Source organism: Ekhidna sp. (assembly GCF_965228795.1).
In the GTDB taxonomy this organism is placed as follows: Bacteria; Bacteroidota; Bacteroidia; order Cytophagales; family Cyclobacteriaceae; genus Ekhidna.
Map to the genome: position 1 here is coordinate 2,632,198 of NZ_OZ245839.1, position 18,106 is coordinate 2,650,303.

17 protein-coding genes are annotated in these 18,106 nt (G+C 39.3%); 8 read left to right on the top strand and 9 right to left on the bottom strand.

Annotation, left to right across the window (positions count from 1 at the left end; translation table 11 throughout):
* Window positions 1-75 precede the first annotated feature (75 nt).
* Window positions 76-858 (top strand): sensor histidine kinase, encoded by a 783-nt coding sequence (locus tag ACQK2H_RS11780; protein ID WP_425391645.1) that lies wholly within the window; start codon window positions 76-78, stop codon window positions 856-858.
* A gap of 9 nt (window positions 859-867) precedes the next feature.
* Here ACQK2H_RS11780 and ACQK2H_RS11785 read toward each other — a convergent pair whose 3' ends face one another.
* Window positions 868-1,347 (bottom strand): CIA30 family protein, encoded by a 480-nt coding sequence (locus ACQK2H_RS11785; protein ID WP_425391646.1) that lies wholly within the window; start codon window positions 1,345-1,347, stop codon window positions 868-870.
* Window positions 1,348-1,629: 282 nt separating this feature from the next.
* Here ACQK2H_RS11785 and ACQK2H_RS11790 point away from each other — a divergent pair, with 282 nt between their 5' ends.
* Together ACQK2H_RS11790 and ACQK2H_RS11795 are read left to right on the top strand one after the other, a co-directional pair.
* Window positions 1,630-3,138 carry a tetratricopeptide repeat protein gene (locus ACQK2H_RS11790; protein ID WP_425391647.1) on the top strand — a complete coding sequence of 503 codons (1,509 nt, stop codon included), beginning with the start codon at window positions 1,630-1,632 and terminating at the stop codon, window positions 3,136-3,138.
* A 90-nt stretch (window positions 3,139-3,228) separates the two neighbouring features.
* On the top strand, window positions 3,229-3,696 hold the full coding sequence (locus ACQK2H_RS11795; RefSeq protein ID WP_425391648.1) for a DUF4199 domain-containing protein: 468 nt from the start codon (window positions 3,229-3,231) through the stop codon (window positions 3,694-3,696).
* Between the two features lie 55 nt (window positions 3,697-3,751).
* On the opposite strand, the gene ACQK2H_RS11800 is transcribed toward ACQK2H_RS11795, so the two are convergent.
* Window positions 3,752-5,125, bottom strand: a complete 1,374-nt coding sequence (locus tag ACQK2H_RS11800; protein ID WP_425391649.1) for a hypothetical protein — start codon at window positions 5,123-5,125, stop codon at window positions 3,752-3,754.
* 90 nt (window positions 5,126-5,215) lie between these two features.
* On the opposite strand from ACQK2H_RS11800, the gene ACQK2H_RS11805 reads away from it, so the two are divergent.
* Window positions 5,216-5,572: a DoxX family protein gene (locus ACQK2H_RS11805; protein WP_425391650.1), complete on the top strand. Its 357-nt coding sequence runs from the start codon at window positions 5,216-5,218 to the stop codon at window positions 5,570-5,572.
* Here the strand turns inward: ACQK2H_RS11805 and ACQK2H_RS11810 are convergent.
* Window positions 5,560-5,922 carry a DoxX family protein gene (locus ACQK2H_RS11810; protein WP_425391651.1) on the bottom strand — a complete coding sequence of 121 codons (363 nt, stop codon included), beginning with the start codon at window positions 5,920-5,922 and terminating at the stop codon, window positions 5,560-5,562. The genes ACQK2H_RS11805 and ACQK2H_RS11810 overlap by 13 nt on opposite strands.
* A 120-nt stretch (window positions 5,923-6,042) precedes the next feature.
* On the opposite strand from ACQK2H_RS11810, the gene ACQK2H_RS11815 reads away from it, so the two are divergent.
* Window positions 6,043-6,273, top strand: coding sequence for a hypothetical protein (locus ACQK2H_RS11815; protein WP_425391652.1), 231 nt, complete (start codon window positions 6,043-6,045; stop codon window positions 6,271-6,273).
* 24 nt (window positions 6,274-6,297) lie between these two features.
* A complete protein-coding gene (locus ACQK2H_RS11820; protein ID WP_425391653.1) occupies window positions 6,298-7,065 on the top strand; it encodes a sulfite exporter TauE/SafE family protein in 768 nt (255 codons plus the stop codon).
* An 18-nt stretch (window positions 7,066-7,083) separates the two neighbouring features.
* On the opposite strand, the gene ACQK2H_RS11825 is transcribed toward ACQK2H_RS11820, so the two are convergent.
* Window positions 7,084-9,678 carry an ABC transporter permease gene (locus ACQK2H_RS11825; protein ID WP_425391654.1) on the bottom strand — a complete coding sequence of 865 codons (2,595 nt, stop codon included), beginning with the start codon at window positions 9,676-9,678 and terminating at the stop codon, window positions 7,084-7,086.
* Complete coding sequence (locus tag ACQK2H_RS11830) at window positions 9,675-10,010, bottom strand: PadR family transcriptional regulator (RefSeq protein WP_425391655.1); 336 nt, start codon at window positions 10,008-10,010, stop codon at window positions 9,675-9,677. Before ACQK2H_RS11830 ends, ACQK2H_RS11825 begins: the two co-directional genes overlap by 4 nt.
* Window positions 10,011-10,216: 206 nt before the next feature.
* On the opposite strand from ACQK2H_RS11830, the gene ACQK2H_RS11835 reads away from it, so the two are divergent.
* On the top strand, window positions 10,217-12,085 hold the full coding sequence (locus tag ACQK2H_RS11835) for a hypothetical protein (protein WP_425391656.1): 1,869 nt from the start codon (window positions 10,217-10,219) through the stop codon (window positions 12,083-12,085).
* Between the two features lie 3 nt (window positions 12,086-12,088).
* Here the strand turns inward: ACQK2H_RS11835 and ACQK2H_RS11840 are convergent, their stop codons facing one another.
* The gene (locus ACQK2H_RS11840) at window positions 12,089-13,012 is read right to left on the bottom strand and encodes an SRPBCC family protein (protein ID WP_425391657.1); all 924 of its coding nucleotides are present in this window, start codon (window positions 13,010-13,012) and stop codon (window positions 12,089-12,091) included.
* Window positions 13,013-13,085: 73 nt separating this feature from the next.
* On the opposite strand from ACQK2H_RS11840, the gene ACQK2H_RS11845 reads away from it, so the two are divergent.
* The gene (locus ACQK2H_RS11845) at window positions 13,086-13,988 is read left to right on the top strand and encodes a histone deacetylase family protein (RefSeq protein ID WP_425391658.1); all 903 of its coding nucleotides are present in this window, start codon (window positions 13,086-13,088) and stop codon (window positions 13,986-13,988) included.
* 153 nt (window positions 13,989-14,141) lie between these two features.
* Here the strand turns inward: ACQK2H_RS11845 and ACQK2H_RS11850 are convergent, their stop codons facing one another.
* The 3 genes from ACQK2H_RS11850 to ACQK2H_RS11860 are packed head-to-tail and all read right to left on the bottom strand — an operon-like array spanning window position 14,142 to window position 18,087.
* Window positions 14,142-14,948 (bottom strand): hypothetical protein, encoded by an 807-nt coding sequence (locus ACQK2H_RS11850; RefSeq protein WP_425391659.1) that lies wholly within the window; start codon window positions 14,946-14,948, stop codon window positions 14,142-14,144.
* Window positions 14,945-16,105, bottom strand: a complete 1,161-nt coding sequence (gene alr, locus ACQK2H_RS11855; RefSeq protein ID WP_425391660.1) for an alanine racemase — start codon at window positions 16,103-16,105, stop codon at window positions 14,945-14,947. Before alr ends, ACQK2H_RS11850 begins: the two co-directional genes overlap by 4 nt.
* A complete protein-coding gene (locus ACQK2H_RS11860; protein ID WP_425391661.1) occupies window positions 16,099-18,087 on the bottom strand; it encodes a hypothetical protein in 1,989 nt (662 codons plus the stop codon). Before ACQK2H_RS11860 ends, alr begins: the two co-directional genes overlap by 7 nt.
* Between the last annotated feature and the right edge of the window lie 19 nt (window positions 18,088-18,106).

Here is an 18,106-nt window from a genome sequence, read left to right on the forward strand (position 1 = left end):
CATAATTTGGGTCAGAACAATTGAGAGAACCGGACTAAGCTAGCGGAAAGACCGAGTGTAATTGTTAATGCACAAATGGAAGATTTAAAAAGAGAAATAGCATCCTTACGCACAGAAATACAGCATCAGAAAGAAGAGAAAGAGCGTCTAGATGCGATGAAAAGCCGATTATTCTCTATTGTGTCCCATGACATCAAATCTCCTTTAGGCATTCTGGTCGGTTTTGCGGATGTGCTTATGCGTCACGTCGATGATACGTATGATACTAAGGAAGATGTGCAGCTTGAGCAGATCAAAGGATACCTAAACGACGGTAAAAACAAAATTCTTACGCTTCTTGAAAATCTTGTGAATTGGGTCAAGATAGAAAACGGTTCTGTGCCTTTTAGAGCGGCCGATATTAAAATTTGCGGTTTGATTGAGCAGGTAAAAGCCGAGTTGGAACAGGAATCAAATAAAAAGAAAATCAACATCGAAATAAGCTGTCAAGAGGAGCTCACTTGCTTTGGGGATTCTAATACCCTAAAGGTCATTATTAAAAATTTGCTCGATAATGCAGTCAAGTATACCGGAAATGAGGGCAAAATCATCGTTGAAGCAAAGGAAGCAAATGATATGATAGCTATTGAAATCACTGATTCTGGAACCGGAATTTCTTCTGAGCTAGTAGATCAGATTTTTGAAGCTAACAAGGAAAAAATCAAACCCGGTACCGCCGGTGAGCAGGGAATTGGCCTGGGATTACCAGTAGTTAAGGGTTTTGTGAAATTGAATCAAGGAACCATTGCTATTAAAAGTGAAGAAGGAAACGGTACATCTGTTAATTTAACTTTTCCACGTAAAGCGTCTGAGGGATAGGAAGCCTAGTTACTCAAATTTGATATAGTCAACTTCAAACTTAAATTCACCGGACCGCTTTTCATCTGTGATGAATCCAATTCTAATGATTTCATCTTTATTAGCCGGTTGAAACGACTCTCCGGTAGGATTACCGAGTCGGTATTGCTTAAACGCTGAAAGCCTGAAGGTCTCAGTAACCCAAGTATCACTACCTGGTAAGCTTACTTTAAAATTAGGAATGTAAAACCTTCGATCGGTTTCCATTACAAATGCTTTTCTTATTCCCTCACTACGATAGCGAATGCTTACCTGATCAAACGCTCGTAGATCATATTCTTTCCATGGACTCCTATAGGATGAAAACCCTCCATTATTCTCCAGGGAAACTTCGCCATAAAAAAGTACGCCATCATCTGTATCCAGCGCTTTCCCTTTTGATAGCCCTCCCATTACTCCATCATTTATAATGTACCAGTCTTGGGTCTTGTCGGATGAAAAATCAATCATTAAAATGCTTGTATTAAAGATGATTAAGGATAAAAATTGATAAAGCATGTATGTTAAACAGACACCATGTGAATATGTTCATTTCACATGCTCTCCTATTTGATAGCCCACCCCCCGATTTAAACGAATCCGTGTGAGTTGCTAATTAATGTTTCATTGCAATGATTAAGAACATTGGTATGATGTAGTTGCTTACGATTAATCCTGGATTAACATAATGCCATGCATCACCTTGTTCCAGCTAATATTTTTTATTAATTTATCCTCTTCATCGTCTTTAACTTGCTGAAAATAAGAATATTCATAGCGTCCGTCTTATGTGTTTATGCAACCATCCTAATCGCTCAGGATGAAGTAAAAAAACTCATAGAAATTATTGAAACTTCTACTGATATGATCCGAAAAGTAGAAGCAATGAATGAGTTAAGCTATGCACTTCGAAATAGCAACCCTGACAGCAGCATTTTGCTCTCTAATCAGGCTGAACAGCTCGCCCGCTCGATGAAATACCCTCTTGGTGAAGCTAACGCTATCATGAATAGAGGAATTGGTCACACATCACTTGGTGAATATTACACCGCGTTGCAGGAATTTTTGGTTGCTCTAAATATTTATGAACGACTAAATGAGACAAATAGTCAAGCAAAAATTTATAACAACATTGGTCGCGTGTACAATTTTATTGGGGATACATCCCTTGCTCTGTCTTACTATGAAAAATCAGCACAACTGTATGAAAAACTGAATAACAAGGCACGACAGGGAGTGCTACTAAATAATATTGGATTTGTCTATAAACAAAAACAGGATTACAGTCTTGCATTATCATACTTCAGAAACTCACTCGATCGAGCCAGATCCTTAAATATACAAGACAATGCATTCTATGCCACCTATAACATGGGGAGCACCTACATGCATTTGAATAATCCTGACTCTGCATTTAAGTACCTTAATTATACGGTAGAATTAGCTAAAAAGTATCGCGACCAGTATGTGCTGAGCCTTACTTACATCGATTTAGGTCAGATGTATCGAAAATTGAATAAGCCTTCATTGGCAGAAGAAAACTTCATCAAAGCATATAATATTTCAAGTAGTTCAGGATTACGTGCTCAAATCAGAGACGCAACCAAAAATCTTTCTGAATTATATGAAAATTCAGGTGAGTTCGAAGAAGCTCTTCGTTATTTCAAAACGTATAAAGCGTTGAATGACTCATTGATCAATTTGGATGTGACTCGACGCATAGCATTCAAAGAAGCGGAGAATTCATTTGAAAAGCAGCGCATACAAGAGGAAGTAGAGCGAAAAAAAGTAGAAATGGAAAGAGAAAAGGCATTAGCTGATGCGGTGTGGATGAGGAATACCTCGCTTGCTGGTTTGGCAGGTATGCTTTTGATTTCTTACTTACTTTATAAAAACTTTAGCCGTAAGCGTAAGGCTAATGAGGAATTAAGAAAGCTCAACCGACAAATTGAATCTCAAGCAGAAGCACTCCGCATAGCAAATGAAGAAATCAGTGAAATGAATAGCAACCTTGAGTCGATGGTTCAGCAACGTACACTAGAACTGGAAAGGAAAAACAATCAATTAAAAGAATACCTTTCCTCCAACTCTCACATTGTGCGTGCTCCGCTGGCTCGTATTTTAGGATTGGTAGATTTATACGAACCAAAACAATCTGATAACCTCAATTTTATCAATCAAAGCCTGCATAAATCTGCAGTTGAATTGGATAATGCTCTTCGTGAAATCAATGATATCCTGAGTGAGGATAACCAGTCCTAGCAGCGCATTCAAAGGGATTCGTAAAAGTGAATTAGACAGGAAAATTCCATTTTCAGGAAACGATCTCGTGTTTTTCTAGTTATATATAGTATGAAAACATTAGAAAAACACATCTTACGGTACGGGGTAATGACAACCATAGGCCTCATTGCATTTTTCTTAGTTATGAAATTATTTGGACTAACTCAGATAACGGAGCTTCGAGCGCTCAACGCAATCATCATGTTTTCAGGCGCATACCTGGCTATCAAGAAGTTCAGGGACGAAGAGTTCAACTATTCATTCAACTATTTGATGGGAATAGGAACCGGGTTTGCCGTTGGAATGATTACTTCCATCCTCTTCTCGGTATTCGTAATGTCTTATTTGTTTCTGGATCCTGCATTCACTCAAAGTATTATTGAAAGTCATTCAAACAATGCCTTCTTAAATGAACTCACCTTATCAATGGTTATTTTCATTGAAGCTATGGGTTCAGCATTTATATTTTCACTCATTAGTATGCAGTATCTTAAGCAAGATGTTTCAATCACCAAGTCTAAAGCTTCTGAGGCTTAAAAAATGTTAAGGCTGTGGATTAAGCAAGACATTCAGATGTCTTGCTTTTTTACATCTAATCTCTTATTCCAAAAGGTTTAGGCTGAAAGTCAGCACTCTTTCCATCATCGTCTTCTTTGGAGGGTTGAATAACAGATGGCAGAGTGACATCTCTGTAAAATGGTATATCAGCAAATGAAAAGTTATAGTACTTTGATGGTCCGCTTACCTGTACAGTATGTAATCCCTCTGACAGATTTCCGATATCGATATAGGTAAGATAGCCGCGCTGGTTAGTGTGTGTTTTATAGTGATAAAACCACTTATCTATAGGCACCTGTTTTCCATCAATTTTTATAACGTAAAAGTCATTTACGATCATCAAATCTAGTGCCGAATAAGATGTATCTGGATAAACCTCTTTTAGTGAATCCAATGACATATTTTCAAGCATGTTTTCCTCCGTTGTAATGTTTGCCACTACAAAAAGTCTTAAAACATCTCCATTGATAACATCAGAAGGTATTTGAGCTCTCGTAGAAAAAAGCTCCTGGTTCTGATCATCGTAATAACCGCTGTAGGCAGTATACCCTCTGGAATTGTTCCAAAATTCTAACCTTGAAAATCCGTCTCCCGAGTAGGTCGAATCTGTAATAGATCCAGCTCCAAAGATGCTCACCACGGTAAAGAATAAGAGAAAAACGAAAAACGCCCATTTATTAAAATTTGTTACCACGCCATAGTATATCGGGCGATAAAAGCGCGAGAGTGTGAGCACACTGATAACCTTATGAACCGGCCAGTAAACCTTTGCAAACCATCTGAACCGACGAAAATATCCAAGACTCAGGAAGTCCATTAAGCCTATTAGTGCAATCCCTACGATGATCAACACATAAACCTGGAACATATCAAATTGAGTTCCACTGAACCCTAAATCGAAATACACATACAAAATGGTAAAAGGGAGAACTACCAATGCCAGAAAAAACAGGTAGCCACCTATCACACTCATGAAGAGCATGAAAGAAATGCTAAACAATGAGCTACTTATCTTCTCCAATCTCATGACTATCAATTCATAAGCTGGCGTGCGATTTACTTTGTCCTGAAACTTGCCTTTATAGCTAAGTTTATCTTGACGAATTCCCTTTGGAAATGTATAACTCAGCCCTACCATCCCAATCCAAACACCTCTGCATATTAAATGCAGTATTAGACCTGTAATGAGCCAGTATATACCCATTTTAAACAAAGCAACCAGGTTGTCTACATCTTGTGAGTTGCCGAAAATATTGAGTTTGAAGAATACAAGAAACTCATCAAGTAGGTCAGGTACTTTAAACATTCCATATAAGACAATACCTGATAGTAGTATTTCGGGCTCCCAGCTCCGCTGCTGCAGTTCAGATAGCCACTTAGGTGTGATCGGTTGGTTAGTTTCCTTCATTCAGGATAAAACTAATTAGAAATCTGAAATCAAATAAACCTAAATGATCAAGAAACCTGAACCATTTGAAAAGGTCATGGTTTGTAACTCATGACTTTAAACCTTTTACTCGCATCATTTACATCACTAGCGTTCTTCTATTATGGGCTCACCTGCTTATTCAGTCAAAGGATGGTAGATGAGTTCAAGCGATTTGGCCTGTCTAATCAACAACGAATAATTACAGCGATTTTTCAGCTATTAGGAGCAATAGGAATTTTTGTTGGCTTCAAGTACCCTTTTATAGGCCTGGTTTCAACAGGAGGGTTATCACTACTGATGCTTATGGGCTTTGGCGTCAGAGTGAAAATCAAAGACAAACTAAAGGAATCGTTCCCATCATTTGCCTTTATGGTCATCAATGCATATCTACTTTATGACTTTTATCTAAACCATTATATCAAATAGATAACTACTGAAAGGATTAAAAACAGAGTAGCTGGAAAGGCTTTCTTAATTGGATCTCCAACCTTAATATGCATGGATACTGCTCCAGCCATCAATACTGCAATTCCAAGCGATGTTACCATTTCAACACCGGGATACCAAATAGAGGCAATCAGCCCAATCGATAATAGCACTTTGAGTGTACCTACAGCAACCATAAACCAAGATGGCAATCCATAAACCTCAAATTCTTCTTTAATATTTGAAGCAGACCCACCTCTAAATGGGGTTGAATTCTTAGCTCTTAACAGCCAAACATTTAGGATACTAAGACCAACAATCAGCTTTAAAACGATTTCCAGATAATTCATAACATTTTAATTAGTTGAGGAAGATTAAACACTTTGATAGCCACTATGTTTAAAAATCATACTGTAGGAACAAGTCTTAATCATTTAATGATCGACTGTATTTATCTAAAAAATAAATCAATGAGTCACTTCAAGAAATGGATGTTATTAGGTCCAACGAGCGTAATATTAACAGGAGCAGGTCTCTGTTTCGCGATAGAAGCAGCCTTCATAAAACACAGTGAAAATGGCGGTAATGAATGGATATGGTATGGAACCGGCGCATTGATCGTTTTCAATGCCGGCATTAGTTTATTCGGAGATGCCATGCACGCAAGAATGAAGCACTACCTGGAAAATAGAAAAGAATAAGTCTGATACACTATATTGAACCTTATGGGCGCACTACTCGAATGGCTTCCACAAGTAGATTTCATTTTGCTAATCATTCTCTTTTTCGCAGGAGTGATCGCATTTATTCTTTCCACAGTTTCAGGCGGAGGAGGGGCTCTGGTGCTAGTACCGTTTCTCAATTGGATGATCGGTGTAAGCGATACTGCTCCCGTTTTAAATTTGGGCACTTTTTTAGGCAGGCCTGCACGCCTAATCATTTTCTGGAAACATATCCACTGGCGATTATGCCTCTTCTATGCCCCCTCTGCCATTGCAGGGGCTTGGCTTGGATCATGGCTTTTCAAGCAGGCAGACCTTTCCTTTCTCCAAATCTTTGTTGGCCTCTTTTTGGTCAGTACTGTTTTCCAATTTAGGCTAGGTAAGGTTAAGCACTCTTTCCACTTCAAAGAATGGTATTTCATTCCATTGGGCTTAATTGTTTCAATCCTTGGAACGATGATTGGCGCATTGGGACCTGTCCTCAACCCCTTCTACCTCAATGCCGGACTAGAGAAGGAAGAACTAATCGCTACGAAGACGGCCAATTCCTTTTTCCTGGGCATTGCCCAGATCAGCAGTTACACCTTCTTTGGCTTGCTATCTACTGAAAATTGGATCTATGGAATCACTCTGGGATTAGGAGCTACTTTCGGAACCATTATCGGCAAGGTATATCTAAAGAAAATGAAAAGCGAGCAATTTCGAATGCTCGTAATATTGATGATGGTGATTAGTGGAATAATAATGATCGTGAGGAACCTTTGGTTTTAGCCTCACGATCATTATCCTTTATTCTGCCCTTAATAGCTCCGCCGGATTCACATTGATAGCTCTTTTAATTTGCCCGGCTACTGTAATAATCAATGTCAGTAGAATGATTGCCATTGCCACGATAAATGGCACAGCAGAGACTGCCTTTGGTTCAGGGAAAATATTAACTACCAGATTCATCATGCCAATAGAACCAAGAGGTGCTCCAATTAAAAATGAAATGGCTAACACCCAGATATACTGCTTGCTAATGATCCGTGCAATCACCTTTGGATCAGCTCCAAGGACTTTACGAACGCTAAACTCCTTCAACTTACCTTGCACATTGAATGATATCAATCCGTAAAGCCCCAGACATGCCAAAACAATTGCTATAGCGGTGATAAACAATAGTATGGAAATGTTGCTTTCGTTTTCCTGATAAAATCCATCAAATACGTCTTCCTGAAACACCCGATCAAATGGATCATCAGGAGCAATTGTCAGCCAGGCTTCACGCGTATATTGTTCAAGCTCTGATAATTTAGATGGATCGGTTTGAACCGTGAGGTATCTTACTTTCTCTGATTCAAGCCCCTGAATCATCAACGGATCAATCGCTGAGAAGAAATCATAATAATGGAAATCTTGCACCACTCCTACTACCTTGTGTTGAATACTATCCAGAGTGAAAGTTTGCCCTATACCACTCTCCCAGCCCATAGCTTTTACAAACTTTTCGTTTACTATCACATTTCCCTCCAGGTCTTCTGCCCGATTGGTTAAAGGCCTTCCATCTATCATTCGCAGTTGAAATGTCTCAATGTAATCTTCCGACGCACTGATTTTACGTACCCCAACCTGTTTGTCACCCATTTCCATAGATACCTTAGCGATTCCCCTTCCAATCAGTAAGTTTGAAGATGTGTGACTATTGACTGCCGGGTGATTAATGATTTCATTTTTAAGCAATTCATATTGCTCAGGGCCATTTACATAAACAGACATGGTGCCTTCCGGATCGTAACCCCAGTCTTTTTCTCCGAGGTAGATGCTTTGTTCAGTCATAATAAAGCAGCCAACAATCGTCATCACTGCAAGGAAAAACTGGAACCCAAGCATAATTTTTGAAAACAGATTTTTTGAGCCAAACTTCTCTTTCCCTTTGAATATCGTAATGGTATCAAATCTCGAAATGTAGAATGATGGGTAAGCACCGGATATAATTCCAACGACAAAAAGCAACCCAACCATAAAGTAGACAAGCGTCATTGGATTGATGGTTCTGAACTGGAGCTCTAACTCTGGAATCATGATATCAAACCATGGGATAAGAAGGAAGTAAGAAAGTAAGGTGCCCAAAATCAATGCAAAGAAGCATTTGAGTAGGTTTTCTGTCATGAACTGATAAATAATGTCTTTGCGTACACTACCCATCACTTTTCTCAAGGCAATTTCTTTGAGTCTTTTGGATGCGCTCACTACAGAAATATTCATGAAATTGAAACAGGCCATTCCTAGCAAGAAAGCAGCGATGATTAGTAGTGCCAACCTTCCCGCCGGATGTCCACCTCCTGATACTGATCCCTCAATCATGTATGATTTAGTTGATAAATCAGCCAGCGGCAAAGGTTCGAAAGACTTTATTTTCCATTCAGGATTACTCGCATGCTGAATCTCCTTGTACCTGTCGAATGATTCATAAATTGAACTGATCTGCTCCCCTTCCTTGAGCATCACAAATGTTGCATCAGTCATGAAATCCCAGCTCTGCGTATTCTCCCATCCTAGGTCAAAAAAGCTCTCTATTGGAAGGTAAAAATCATAACCGATGCTGGCATTATTTGGATATTCATCCAGTACAGCTCCCACCAAATATCTTTTTACTTTGCCATTCATGAATTTGAAAGAGAGCTCCTTACCTACCGGCTCTTCATCATTGAAATACTTGATGGCCATTTCCTTGCTAATAACTACCTGGCTTTTATCATAAAGTACCTTACGATTACCGGTAATCATTTCAAAATCAAATATTTCGAAAAACTGAGGATCAGTGAATACAATTAACTCATCAAAGACATCAGATTGGTATTTGACCACCGAGCTTCTGAATTCAAAGCGTGCAAACGATTCTACAGATGGATGATCTTCAGCAATTGCAGGTCCTAAAGTAATGGGTGAATCACTCCATAAGTTTTCATTCCCATCCTGATCCACGTAGTTGGTGATTTGGTAAATACGATCACCGTTTGAATGAAAGGAATCCATATTTAACTGAAAATCAGTGAATATGAATATGGATATAGCGAAGCAAATAGCGATAGCCATCCCGATGATATTAATCATGGATGAAACCATATTTCTGCGAATGTTTCTCATTCCCAGCTTCAGGTAATTCGAAAACAATGTAAAATGATTCATAGTAGTGTATTTTGAGTTTGTCCTTTTAATATTTGACCACCTAAAAAAGCGGAGTACGTCCCACACAAACTTGAACTTTGCCATCCCCGGGCTTTGATGTTCAATTCTTCTATCAAAGAGCTCATAGATGTCCCCTTCTATCTCTTCGATATATTTTGGGTTGCAATACCACCTTAAAAACCGATCGGCCCATTTAGGCGGGTTGTGGTTCATACTGAAAAATTATAATTGATATTCGGTATGCGTTGGTAAAGCGAAGTTCTTAGAGAGATGGTTTGATCCAATACCTCTTTTCCGGCTCTCGTCAGAGAGAATAATCTTTTTCTTCTTCCCCCTCGCTCATTGGTAGATCCTCCCATTTCAGATTTCAACAGTCCTTTTTCTTCCAATCTCCTCAGTACAGCGTGTATGGCACTGATATTCATATCTCTGCCTGCCTGCTCTCTGATTTCATCCATCACTGCTACACCATATGCCTTATCGTAAAGAGACCCTACTGTCAATAAGACCAGTTCTTCCAGTTCACCTAAGTGTGATCCTTTCATAAACGTTTAATTATTTGTTGTACAATACGTGAAAGTAATCAATTAGTTGTATAAAAAGTGAATGAAATAAAAGAATGCAGTTTCAGGAAAGAAGGAATCGCTATTAACACACGTTATTCATTATAATTGTCACTGTAATCATTTAGTGCAGTTTGGTAGATTCACGCAGAGGCATTTTTATTGTTATTTGTTTAATACTGGTTCAATTGAGTTTTGCTCAATCCAGATCAATTACGCTTAAGAGAAATCAAGTAATGGTGATTGCTGACTCACTGGTCATAGCAAAAAATGACACTGTAGTTACCGTTCCGAAGGATGCAGAGTATGACATATACAACAACCAACACATACTCTCGGATGGGTTTTATGATTCCATTTATTCAGCTGCTCAAAAAAGCAGGGTAACTAAGGAGCTGTATAATCTTCTAATTGCCAATCGACCTCCTTCCAACGAGTTAAAAAAAGAACCTGTAAGAAGTGAGGCATTTTTTGAAGCTTACGAAGGAAAAACAATTGCTTCCATCGAATTTGTGTCGGTAGATCTATTTGGAGGTTCGGTTAATGATACCACACTAAAAGCCCGGTCTAGCATTGGTAGATTGAGCAACAACCTGCATAAGAATACTTCAAAATCTGTAGTCTTCAAATTTCTTTTATTTGATGTTGGTGATAAAGTAGATCCTTTTGAATTAGCAGATACCGAGCGTATCATTCGTTCACTTTCATATATTGAGGACGCCAAAATCACATTGAAACTAGATTCCAAGGATTTATCAGCAGTGCATGCCACTGTGATTGTAAAGGATCGTTTCCCCTGGACCATCGATGCTTCATTAGATGATAACAACGCTTTCAGGTTAGGTTTCACCAACCAAAATATTTTAGGAACCGGTAATGAATTTGGAGTGGGCTATTGGAGGAATACAAGTGAAGCTCCAGTCAATGGTTATGATGCTCATTATACCATTAGAAATATTGATGACTCCTTTATTGATGGCACTGTCTTCTTCTCAGATAATTATCTGGGTAAAAGCAAAGGCCTAAAATTCGAACGCCGATTCATTTCCCCGGAAATAAAGTATTATGGTGAAGCGCTTTTCGAGCATGTGGAACCCATTACAGACCTGACGTTTGCCGATAGCGTCTATGAAGAAAATTTTAGAATCGACCGGAAAAGCTATGATCTATGGGGCGCTCGATCTTTTTTGATGGGAGAACGAAGAAACTTTAGTGCTGCACTGCGATTAAGACACGATAATTTCAATGAACGACCGGAAGTAAAACCCGATAGCAATGTCACCTATCATGACCATCATTTTTTGATCGGTGGATTGACATATAGTAAGGTCAATTACTTCAAGACCAAGAATATCTTATCGTTCAACATTACAGAAGATGTGCCAGTTGGGTTTATCTATTCTATTCTGATGGGTAAAGATTGGTCAGAGTTTGGTGAAAGGAATTACAAAGGATTTCAAACCAGCTATTCGCTCTATTCGAAAAAGATCGGATACTTTTTCATCAACCTGGAATCCGGATATTTCAGTTCCGAAAAATCCAGATCCAATCAACTATTGCAGATCGAAAGTCGACATTTCACACCGCTTATCAAGATGGGATCTGCTTTTTCTAGAGTGTTTAATCGATTTCAATACTTCGATGGTGATGATCTAACTGTGCCGCTTTCGAAATCACTGGCCGGAGAAAATAGAATCAGAAACATAGAGGGTAATCAAATACAAGGAAACCGAATCATCACTTTCACTACTGAGTATGTCGTCTTTCAGCCATGGTATTTTTATGGTTTTAGATTCGCTACATACGCACACGGAGGTATTGGATATGTAGAGGAAACCAGGGTTCAGAACCCCTATGAACAGACCTACTATACGATGGGCGGAGGTGTTCGAATAAGAAATGAAAGTTTAGTGTTTGATACATTTGAGTTCAGGGTATCACTTTTTCCTAATGCACCAACAGAAGGTCAACTTTTTTACTTTAAAATATCATTATCCGCACCTCAGTTTTTTAGGAGTCCTAATGTTACCAAGCCGAGAATTGTAGGATTAGATTGATAGTTATTTAACAGGAAAATGAATCTCAGTTATCAATTCTTTTTCCGGTATTTTTTGTGGGTCATTCACATAAACCTCAAATGGATATGTCCCTTTTTTTGGCTTCATTTCTTTATTTCTGTGCATTGAGTACAATGTGCTCCATGCGTTCCCTAAATGCTTAAGAGCACCCACATGCCTTAATTTATACGCCTTGCTGCCCGGGATGACCCCTGAAATAAAATTGTCCGGTAAATTATCAGGAACATTACTTACAGGCATTGCCGCAACATAAGTTGCACGATTCCTAACGATATCCCATTTATGATAAATTGTAAAAAAAGGTCCTGTCGATAATTCCTCATCTGTCTCTGACACTGCGTTAAGCATTGCAAAGTCCGCTTCCATGCTAGTAGAAATAATATCTAAATCGCATGCCGTTTTTATCCCAATCCATTGCTGATCAGGGATTTCAGTTAGCCCCTCAAATTCCAACTTAGAGTGAATTTCTCCTTGCTCGACAAGTGCTTTAAGCATATTCAAACCTCTGTCATAATCAGCTCCCACGTAGGCCTTCATCATCTTTTTCATCCAAAACATAAAGAATGGAAGCGTGGAGTCCATGGTCCATGTTGCTTCAGTTCCTCCATCTACACTTTGCAAATGAAAAGAGGTACTACTGACGGACTTCCAGGGCTTAATGAAATTTAAATCAAATTGGATGAATTCATTTTCGCGTTCATCACGTATTTTCATCTCTCCGGACCCTACTCTTTCCCCATCCCATTCGTATGATTTTCCATCTTCCGCTATGGTCACTTTCGCATCGGGATCCATGATCAACCAAGGCGACCATTCTAACCATTTACTGAAATCATTTAAAGCGGAATAAACTACTTCTGCGGGTGCATTAATTTTGATAGAGCGTTCTACCTGAAGCCTTGGCATAGTTAGGTTTTTGATTAATAAAGATTACAATATACTATGCAAACATTAATGAGCCACTCTTGTTTGAAATGAGATGTTGAAAATAGCATGGTCACCTATATACAATCACCCGTTACCGGAAGGCCACCGATTCCCGATGGAAAAATATGATTTGCTACCTAAACAGCTACTGCATGAAGGTACCATCGAAGAGCAGAGCATATTTTACCCCAGAAAGCTCACAGAGGAAGAAATACTGGCAGTACACACAACCGATTACTGGAAAAAACTACAGGAACTGAACTTTACCAGACAAGAAGAACGAAGGAGTGGCTTCCCCATCACAGAAGGTCTGGTGGAGCGAGAGGTCACGATCAATGCAGGAACCATTCAGTGTGCAGAATATGCACTGGAATATGGCATTTCCATGAACATAGCCGGAGGCACTCATCATGCATTTACGAACAGAGCTGAGGGATTTTGTTTGCTTAATGATATTGCAATAGCTGCTAAATACCTTCTCAATCACCAAAAAGCTCAGCAAATATTGGTAATCGATTTAGATGTTCACCAAGGCAATGGCACAGCAGAGATCTTCCAAAATGAGGACAGGGTATTTACATTTAGTATGCATGGAGAACATAACTATCCACTTCAAAAAGAGCAATCTGATTTGGACATTCCGCTGAAAGACGGCACGGATGATAAAACGTACCTCGCATTGCTTGATGAGCACTTAGAGAAACTCCTTGATCAGGTCAAACCTGACTTTATCTTTTACCAATCCGGTGTGGATGTACTTGCATCAGACAAGTTGGGACGCTTAGGACTCTCTATCGATGGCTGTAAACAAAGAGATAAAAAAGTAATTGAACTGGCTAAGAGAAATGACTTACCGGTCGTAGCATCAATGGGCGGTGGATACTCAGAAGACATCAAACAAATACTTGAGGCTCATGCAAACACCTATCGAATTGCCCAAGCAATCTACTTTTAGTTACCATTGATCGAAAGATGTCACCGATTGTAAGAATACCCAAAACCTTAACCATTCAGCTCAGTTAATATTGTAGTTCCTCTTCATACTTTACTAAGAGGAAAAATTAAGTTACGTAACCGGATGATCCTGGATCATCCGGTTTTTTTATGTCTATTTATTTTTTGGAAATGACCTGATCAGACTATCAGATTTAAGCAAGATTTTTTGATTTTGCTCAAGCATATGTACCAGCTTGTTCGAACCCTTTCTAAATTCGTTGAGTGTCTCCTGCTGCTGTCCGATTCGGTAATTAAGCGCCTCTATATTTTCAGTATTTTCTGATATCCTGCTAGTAATCAACATCAATTCATCATTTTGAGCACGTAGAGAATCAATGATCTGATTTCCAAGAAGTTGATTTGCTAAAATCTCACTATTGTTGTCTACAATTTGCTGATGATCAGATCCGATATTAATACCAAGAATGCGGGCATGATAGGCAATATCCGCTATGATCATAAGTATAACAGCTATTGCTAGTACCTTAAAGATGGTGTAAGGCTGCCTTTGAAAGTTTCTTTTTACCTGTGCTTTTAACGACTTACTGAAACCAATTTTGAAATTGGCGTACTTCAACACATCAGTGGCTACTAATATATCGGGCAAGAGAATCACATTGGAACCTTCCAGGGACTCACCAATTGATTTCATATTGTCCATAGAAGGAATTTGAGACCAAAGGTTTACATATCCTTCTTGTTCCAAAGCCTTCAAGAGATTCAATCGCTCTACAATGTGATTCATTACGACAGGAAGCTGTTCATCTGTCACTTGTATGCTTAGTGTTTGTTGAAATGTGCTGACTTCCAGCTTTCCTCCGGGCCATCCAACCTTAAAGAAATCAACTAAATCAACCAGGCTATCTTTAGAAGAAAGTTTCTTGAGTAACTGTTTTTCCTCTTTGCTTAGCGTTCTCATTTTACGGTGCTTCTTGGTATCGCTGCTGGCAATCTGCTAAGCATCTCATTATTTAGCAGTTGCGTGACTTGTGTAAAGGAACTGATATTTATTGTGTTGTTTTTTTGCCTCCCAACAAGCACAACTTCCTCTCCTACCTCTACTCCTTCGATGTGACTGATATCAACCATGAACAAGTTCATATTTATCAATCCTACAATAGGTGCCTTTTTTCCTTTTATAAGTACATGCCCTCTGTTGGATTGAGCGCGTGGATATCCATTGGAATACCCCAATGGCATCACAGCTACTTTCATATCCTGAGTGGCTTGATAGGCAGTGCCATAACCAATAAACTCTCCTGCTGACACATTTCTAATGTCCATGACATCTGTTTTCCAGGAAAATATCCGTTTCAATAAGCCCGCACCATTCGGTTTCTCAGCATTTTGCATGTGCATGTAGTAAATATCCGGACTTGGCCAAAAGCCATATTGTGCCACCCCTATCCTAACCATATCGTAAACCGTATCCGGATATGCAAGAGCAGCAGCAGAGCACGCTATATGTTTGATTTTAGGCAGAAGTTTACGCTGTTTACAGTGTTTTAAAAACTCCTTATAGCGTTTGTGTTGTCGATCAATTTTAAACTGATTTGAAAAGCTCTCTGCACCTCCAAAATGTGTACATAACCCGGTAAACGCAATGTGCTGTTTATGCTTTTTCAGAAAGCTCAATGAATCCAAAAATTCACGCTCCGGTAGACCAGTACGATTGGCTCCAGTTTCCACCTCTAAATGAACCTTAGCTTGTTTATTTAGGGATTTAGCGTGCTCCAAAATAAGCGGCAACCTTGCATAATTAAATACATAAAATTCAATCTCATTCTCAATCGCCCATGGTATATCCTCATCGTATAATATACCCATGATCATCACATCGCTACTGGCGGACTTTGCTTCCAAAACAGTTTCTGCCTCAAATGCAGAAGCTGTAGCAAAGTGATTTACCCCGGCTTTTTCGGCCATTTTTACAAATTCTTCAATCCCATGACCGTAGGCATTTGCTTTCACGACAGAAGATATGCGTGCCTCCTTCCCTATTTTCTTTCGGATGAAGTTGATATTACTTGTTAAGGACGATTGGCTTAATTCAATTCGCGATGAGTGTCTTACCATAGTTTAGGCTGTTCGTTCCAGTTGTATGATTTGCCCCAGCTTTCCTTTGCTAGTTTTTTTACCTCTTGGATGGGTTCATCTTCCACCAAATGTAAATGCGCAGTTGCTTCCAGTGAATTGTAATGAAAGGCATAAATACGCGCTGCAAATTGATGAAAAGGCAATGATGATTCCCCCGGCTTTTCTCCATACCGATGCACAGAAGGCTTGATGTTTTGACCCCAATCCTGACGTCCCTCGTTGTTGGGGTTTAGAAAATAGGCTCGATATTCACCTTCAGGATCCTTGTCAACCCTGAGTAATGAAATCGCATGAAAGCCCAACATATCTCCATGGTTGCTGGTCACATAAATGCCTATTGGTATCGGATATAGCACCTGATTCTCATCATTATACTTTGGATGAAAAGCCGCATAGAAAATTCGAATAAACCCTTCATAATCACTGATAGCATTTAGGGTGTAATTGTAGCAAGATGCAAACCCAACAGGGATCCAATGCCCGTACATAGCCGGATTCACCCACCTGTGTGGATCATCAGCACGCCCCATCGATCGTTTCATCATTTCATTATAGATTCGATCTAAATGGGGTACCAGAATGGCAGATACAACGTCCAGGTTATAATCTAACTTTTCTACTAAACCCTTTCCTAGTTTTATTGACTCCAAATCCTCATTCTCAAATCTCATGATGAGATTATTCTGAGTTGCTACAGTTATGATTTGATCAATCAATTTGGCCGGCGCATGTTGGCTCCACATGCTTATTCCCCTGGCAGACTGACAGGTTGGATTGTTTCCCTGACCGACACCCAATGGCTGTCCCAAAACTTTTAATGTGCCTCCAATTAAATATTGAAGTGCAGAAACCGAGGTTTGTGGGTTATCAATGGATTTCAAAATCCGTTTTTCAACCTGTGAATTAATTTTTGCTCGGCGAAGATTCTCCAATCCAGCTCTAACAGGCCTCCTTGAAAGTAAATTACGTCCAAGCACTCTACTCAGACCGTAAATACATTGGTAGTTGTCAGGAGATACAATTTCTTGAATCAGTGAAATGATAATTTCCTGGAATTTCTCCCATTCAGCTATGCCTCTGTCATTTAATCCAAGACAATCGGGGACAAGATCCGGCTCTTTTTTTATAAGATGCAAGAGAAGATGAGCATGATACTGACTAACGAGCCCTGTTTTATCCATCGACTCACCCATTTGCTGAGCTTCAACTTCCAACTGATCAGTCGTTAAACCTGATAATTTATCATCGTATGCCTGCGGAGCTAGCCCTTCTTTAAGAATAAACTCAGTAGGCGCCTTTATGGCATTAATAAATGCCCTAACTCGGAGATCATGTTTGGAATCACCGGACGTATCAAACTTTTGATCAATTAGCCGAATAAGTTCTCTCGCCTTTCTGGTTTCAACCGGTCGTTGACAGCAAATTAAATCAATCTCAATGGCCAATTTTCGATAGATTCCTCCCACTGGAATTTCAGACAGAAGAAAACCAAACAGGTTTGTCGCCTTCTTAATCTCTCGTTCGCTCATGGCCATTCGTGTATCTTCGGACAGATCGTTTAGCGCAAACTCCAAATTATGAACAAGAATCTCTTCCAATAGCGACTTTGCTTCATCTTGAGAGATTTTTTCTGAGTGTGCCCCTTTTGCATATGCCAATAACCGGAGGTCTGATAGCATTTCAAAGCTGGACGAAGGATGACCTGCCTGAAGTGTGCCTTTTACCAAAGTTGGAGCCAACTTCATTGGATCGTTCCATGATGTTCCATGGAAAAATCCCATTTCATCCATTTCAGCACTTTTCTTGAACAGGTACTTTAGCCCATCTTCTGTCTGAGCAAGAATATCTATCTGGCTTGCAAGCTTGGAAGCCTTTTCCTGCTTAGTGAGATCAGTCGCCTCTTTAAAAGCACTGTAACTTTCTTCAAATTTTTCAAAGATTTGATTTTCGATTATCTCCATCTATTAGTGACAATAACAC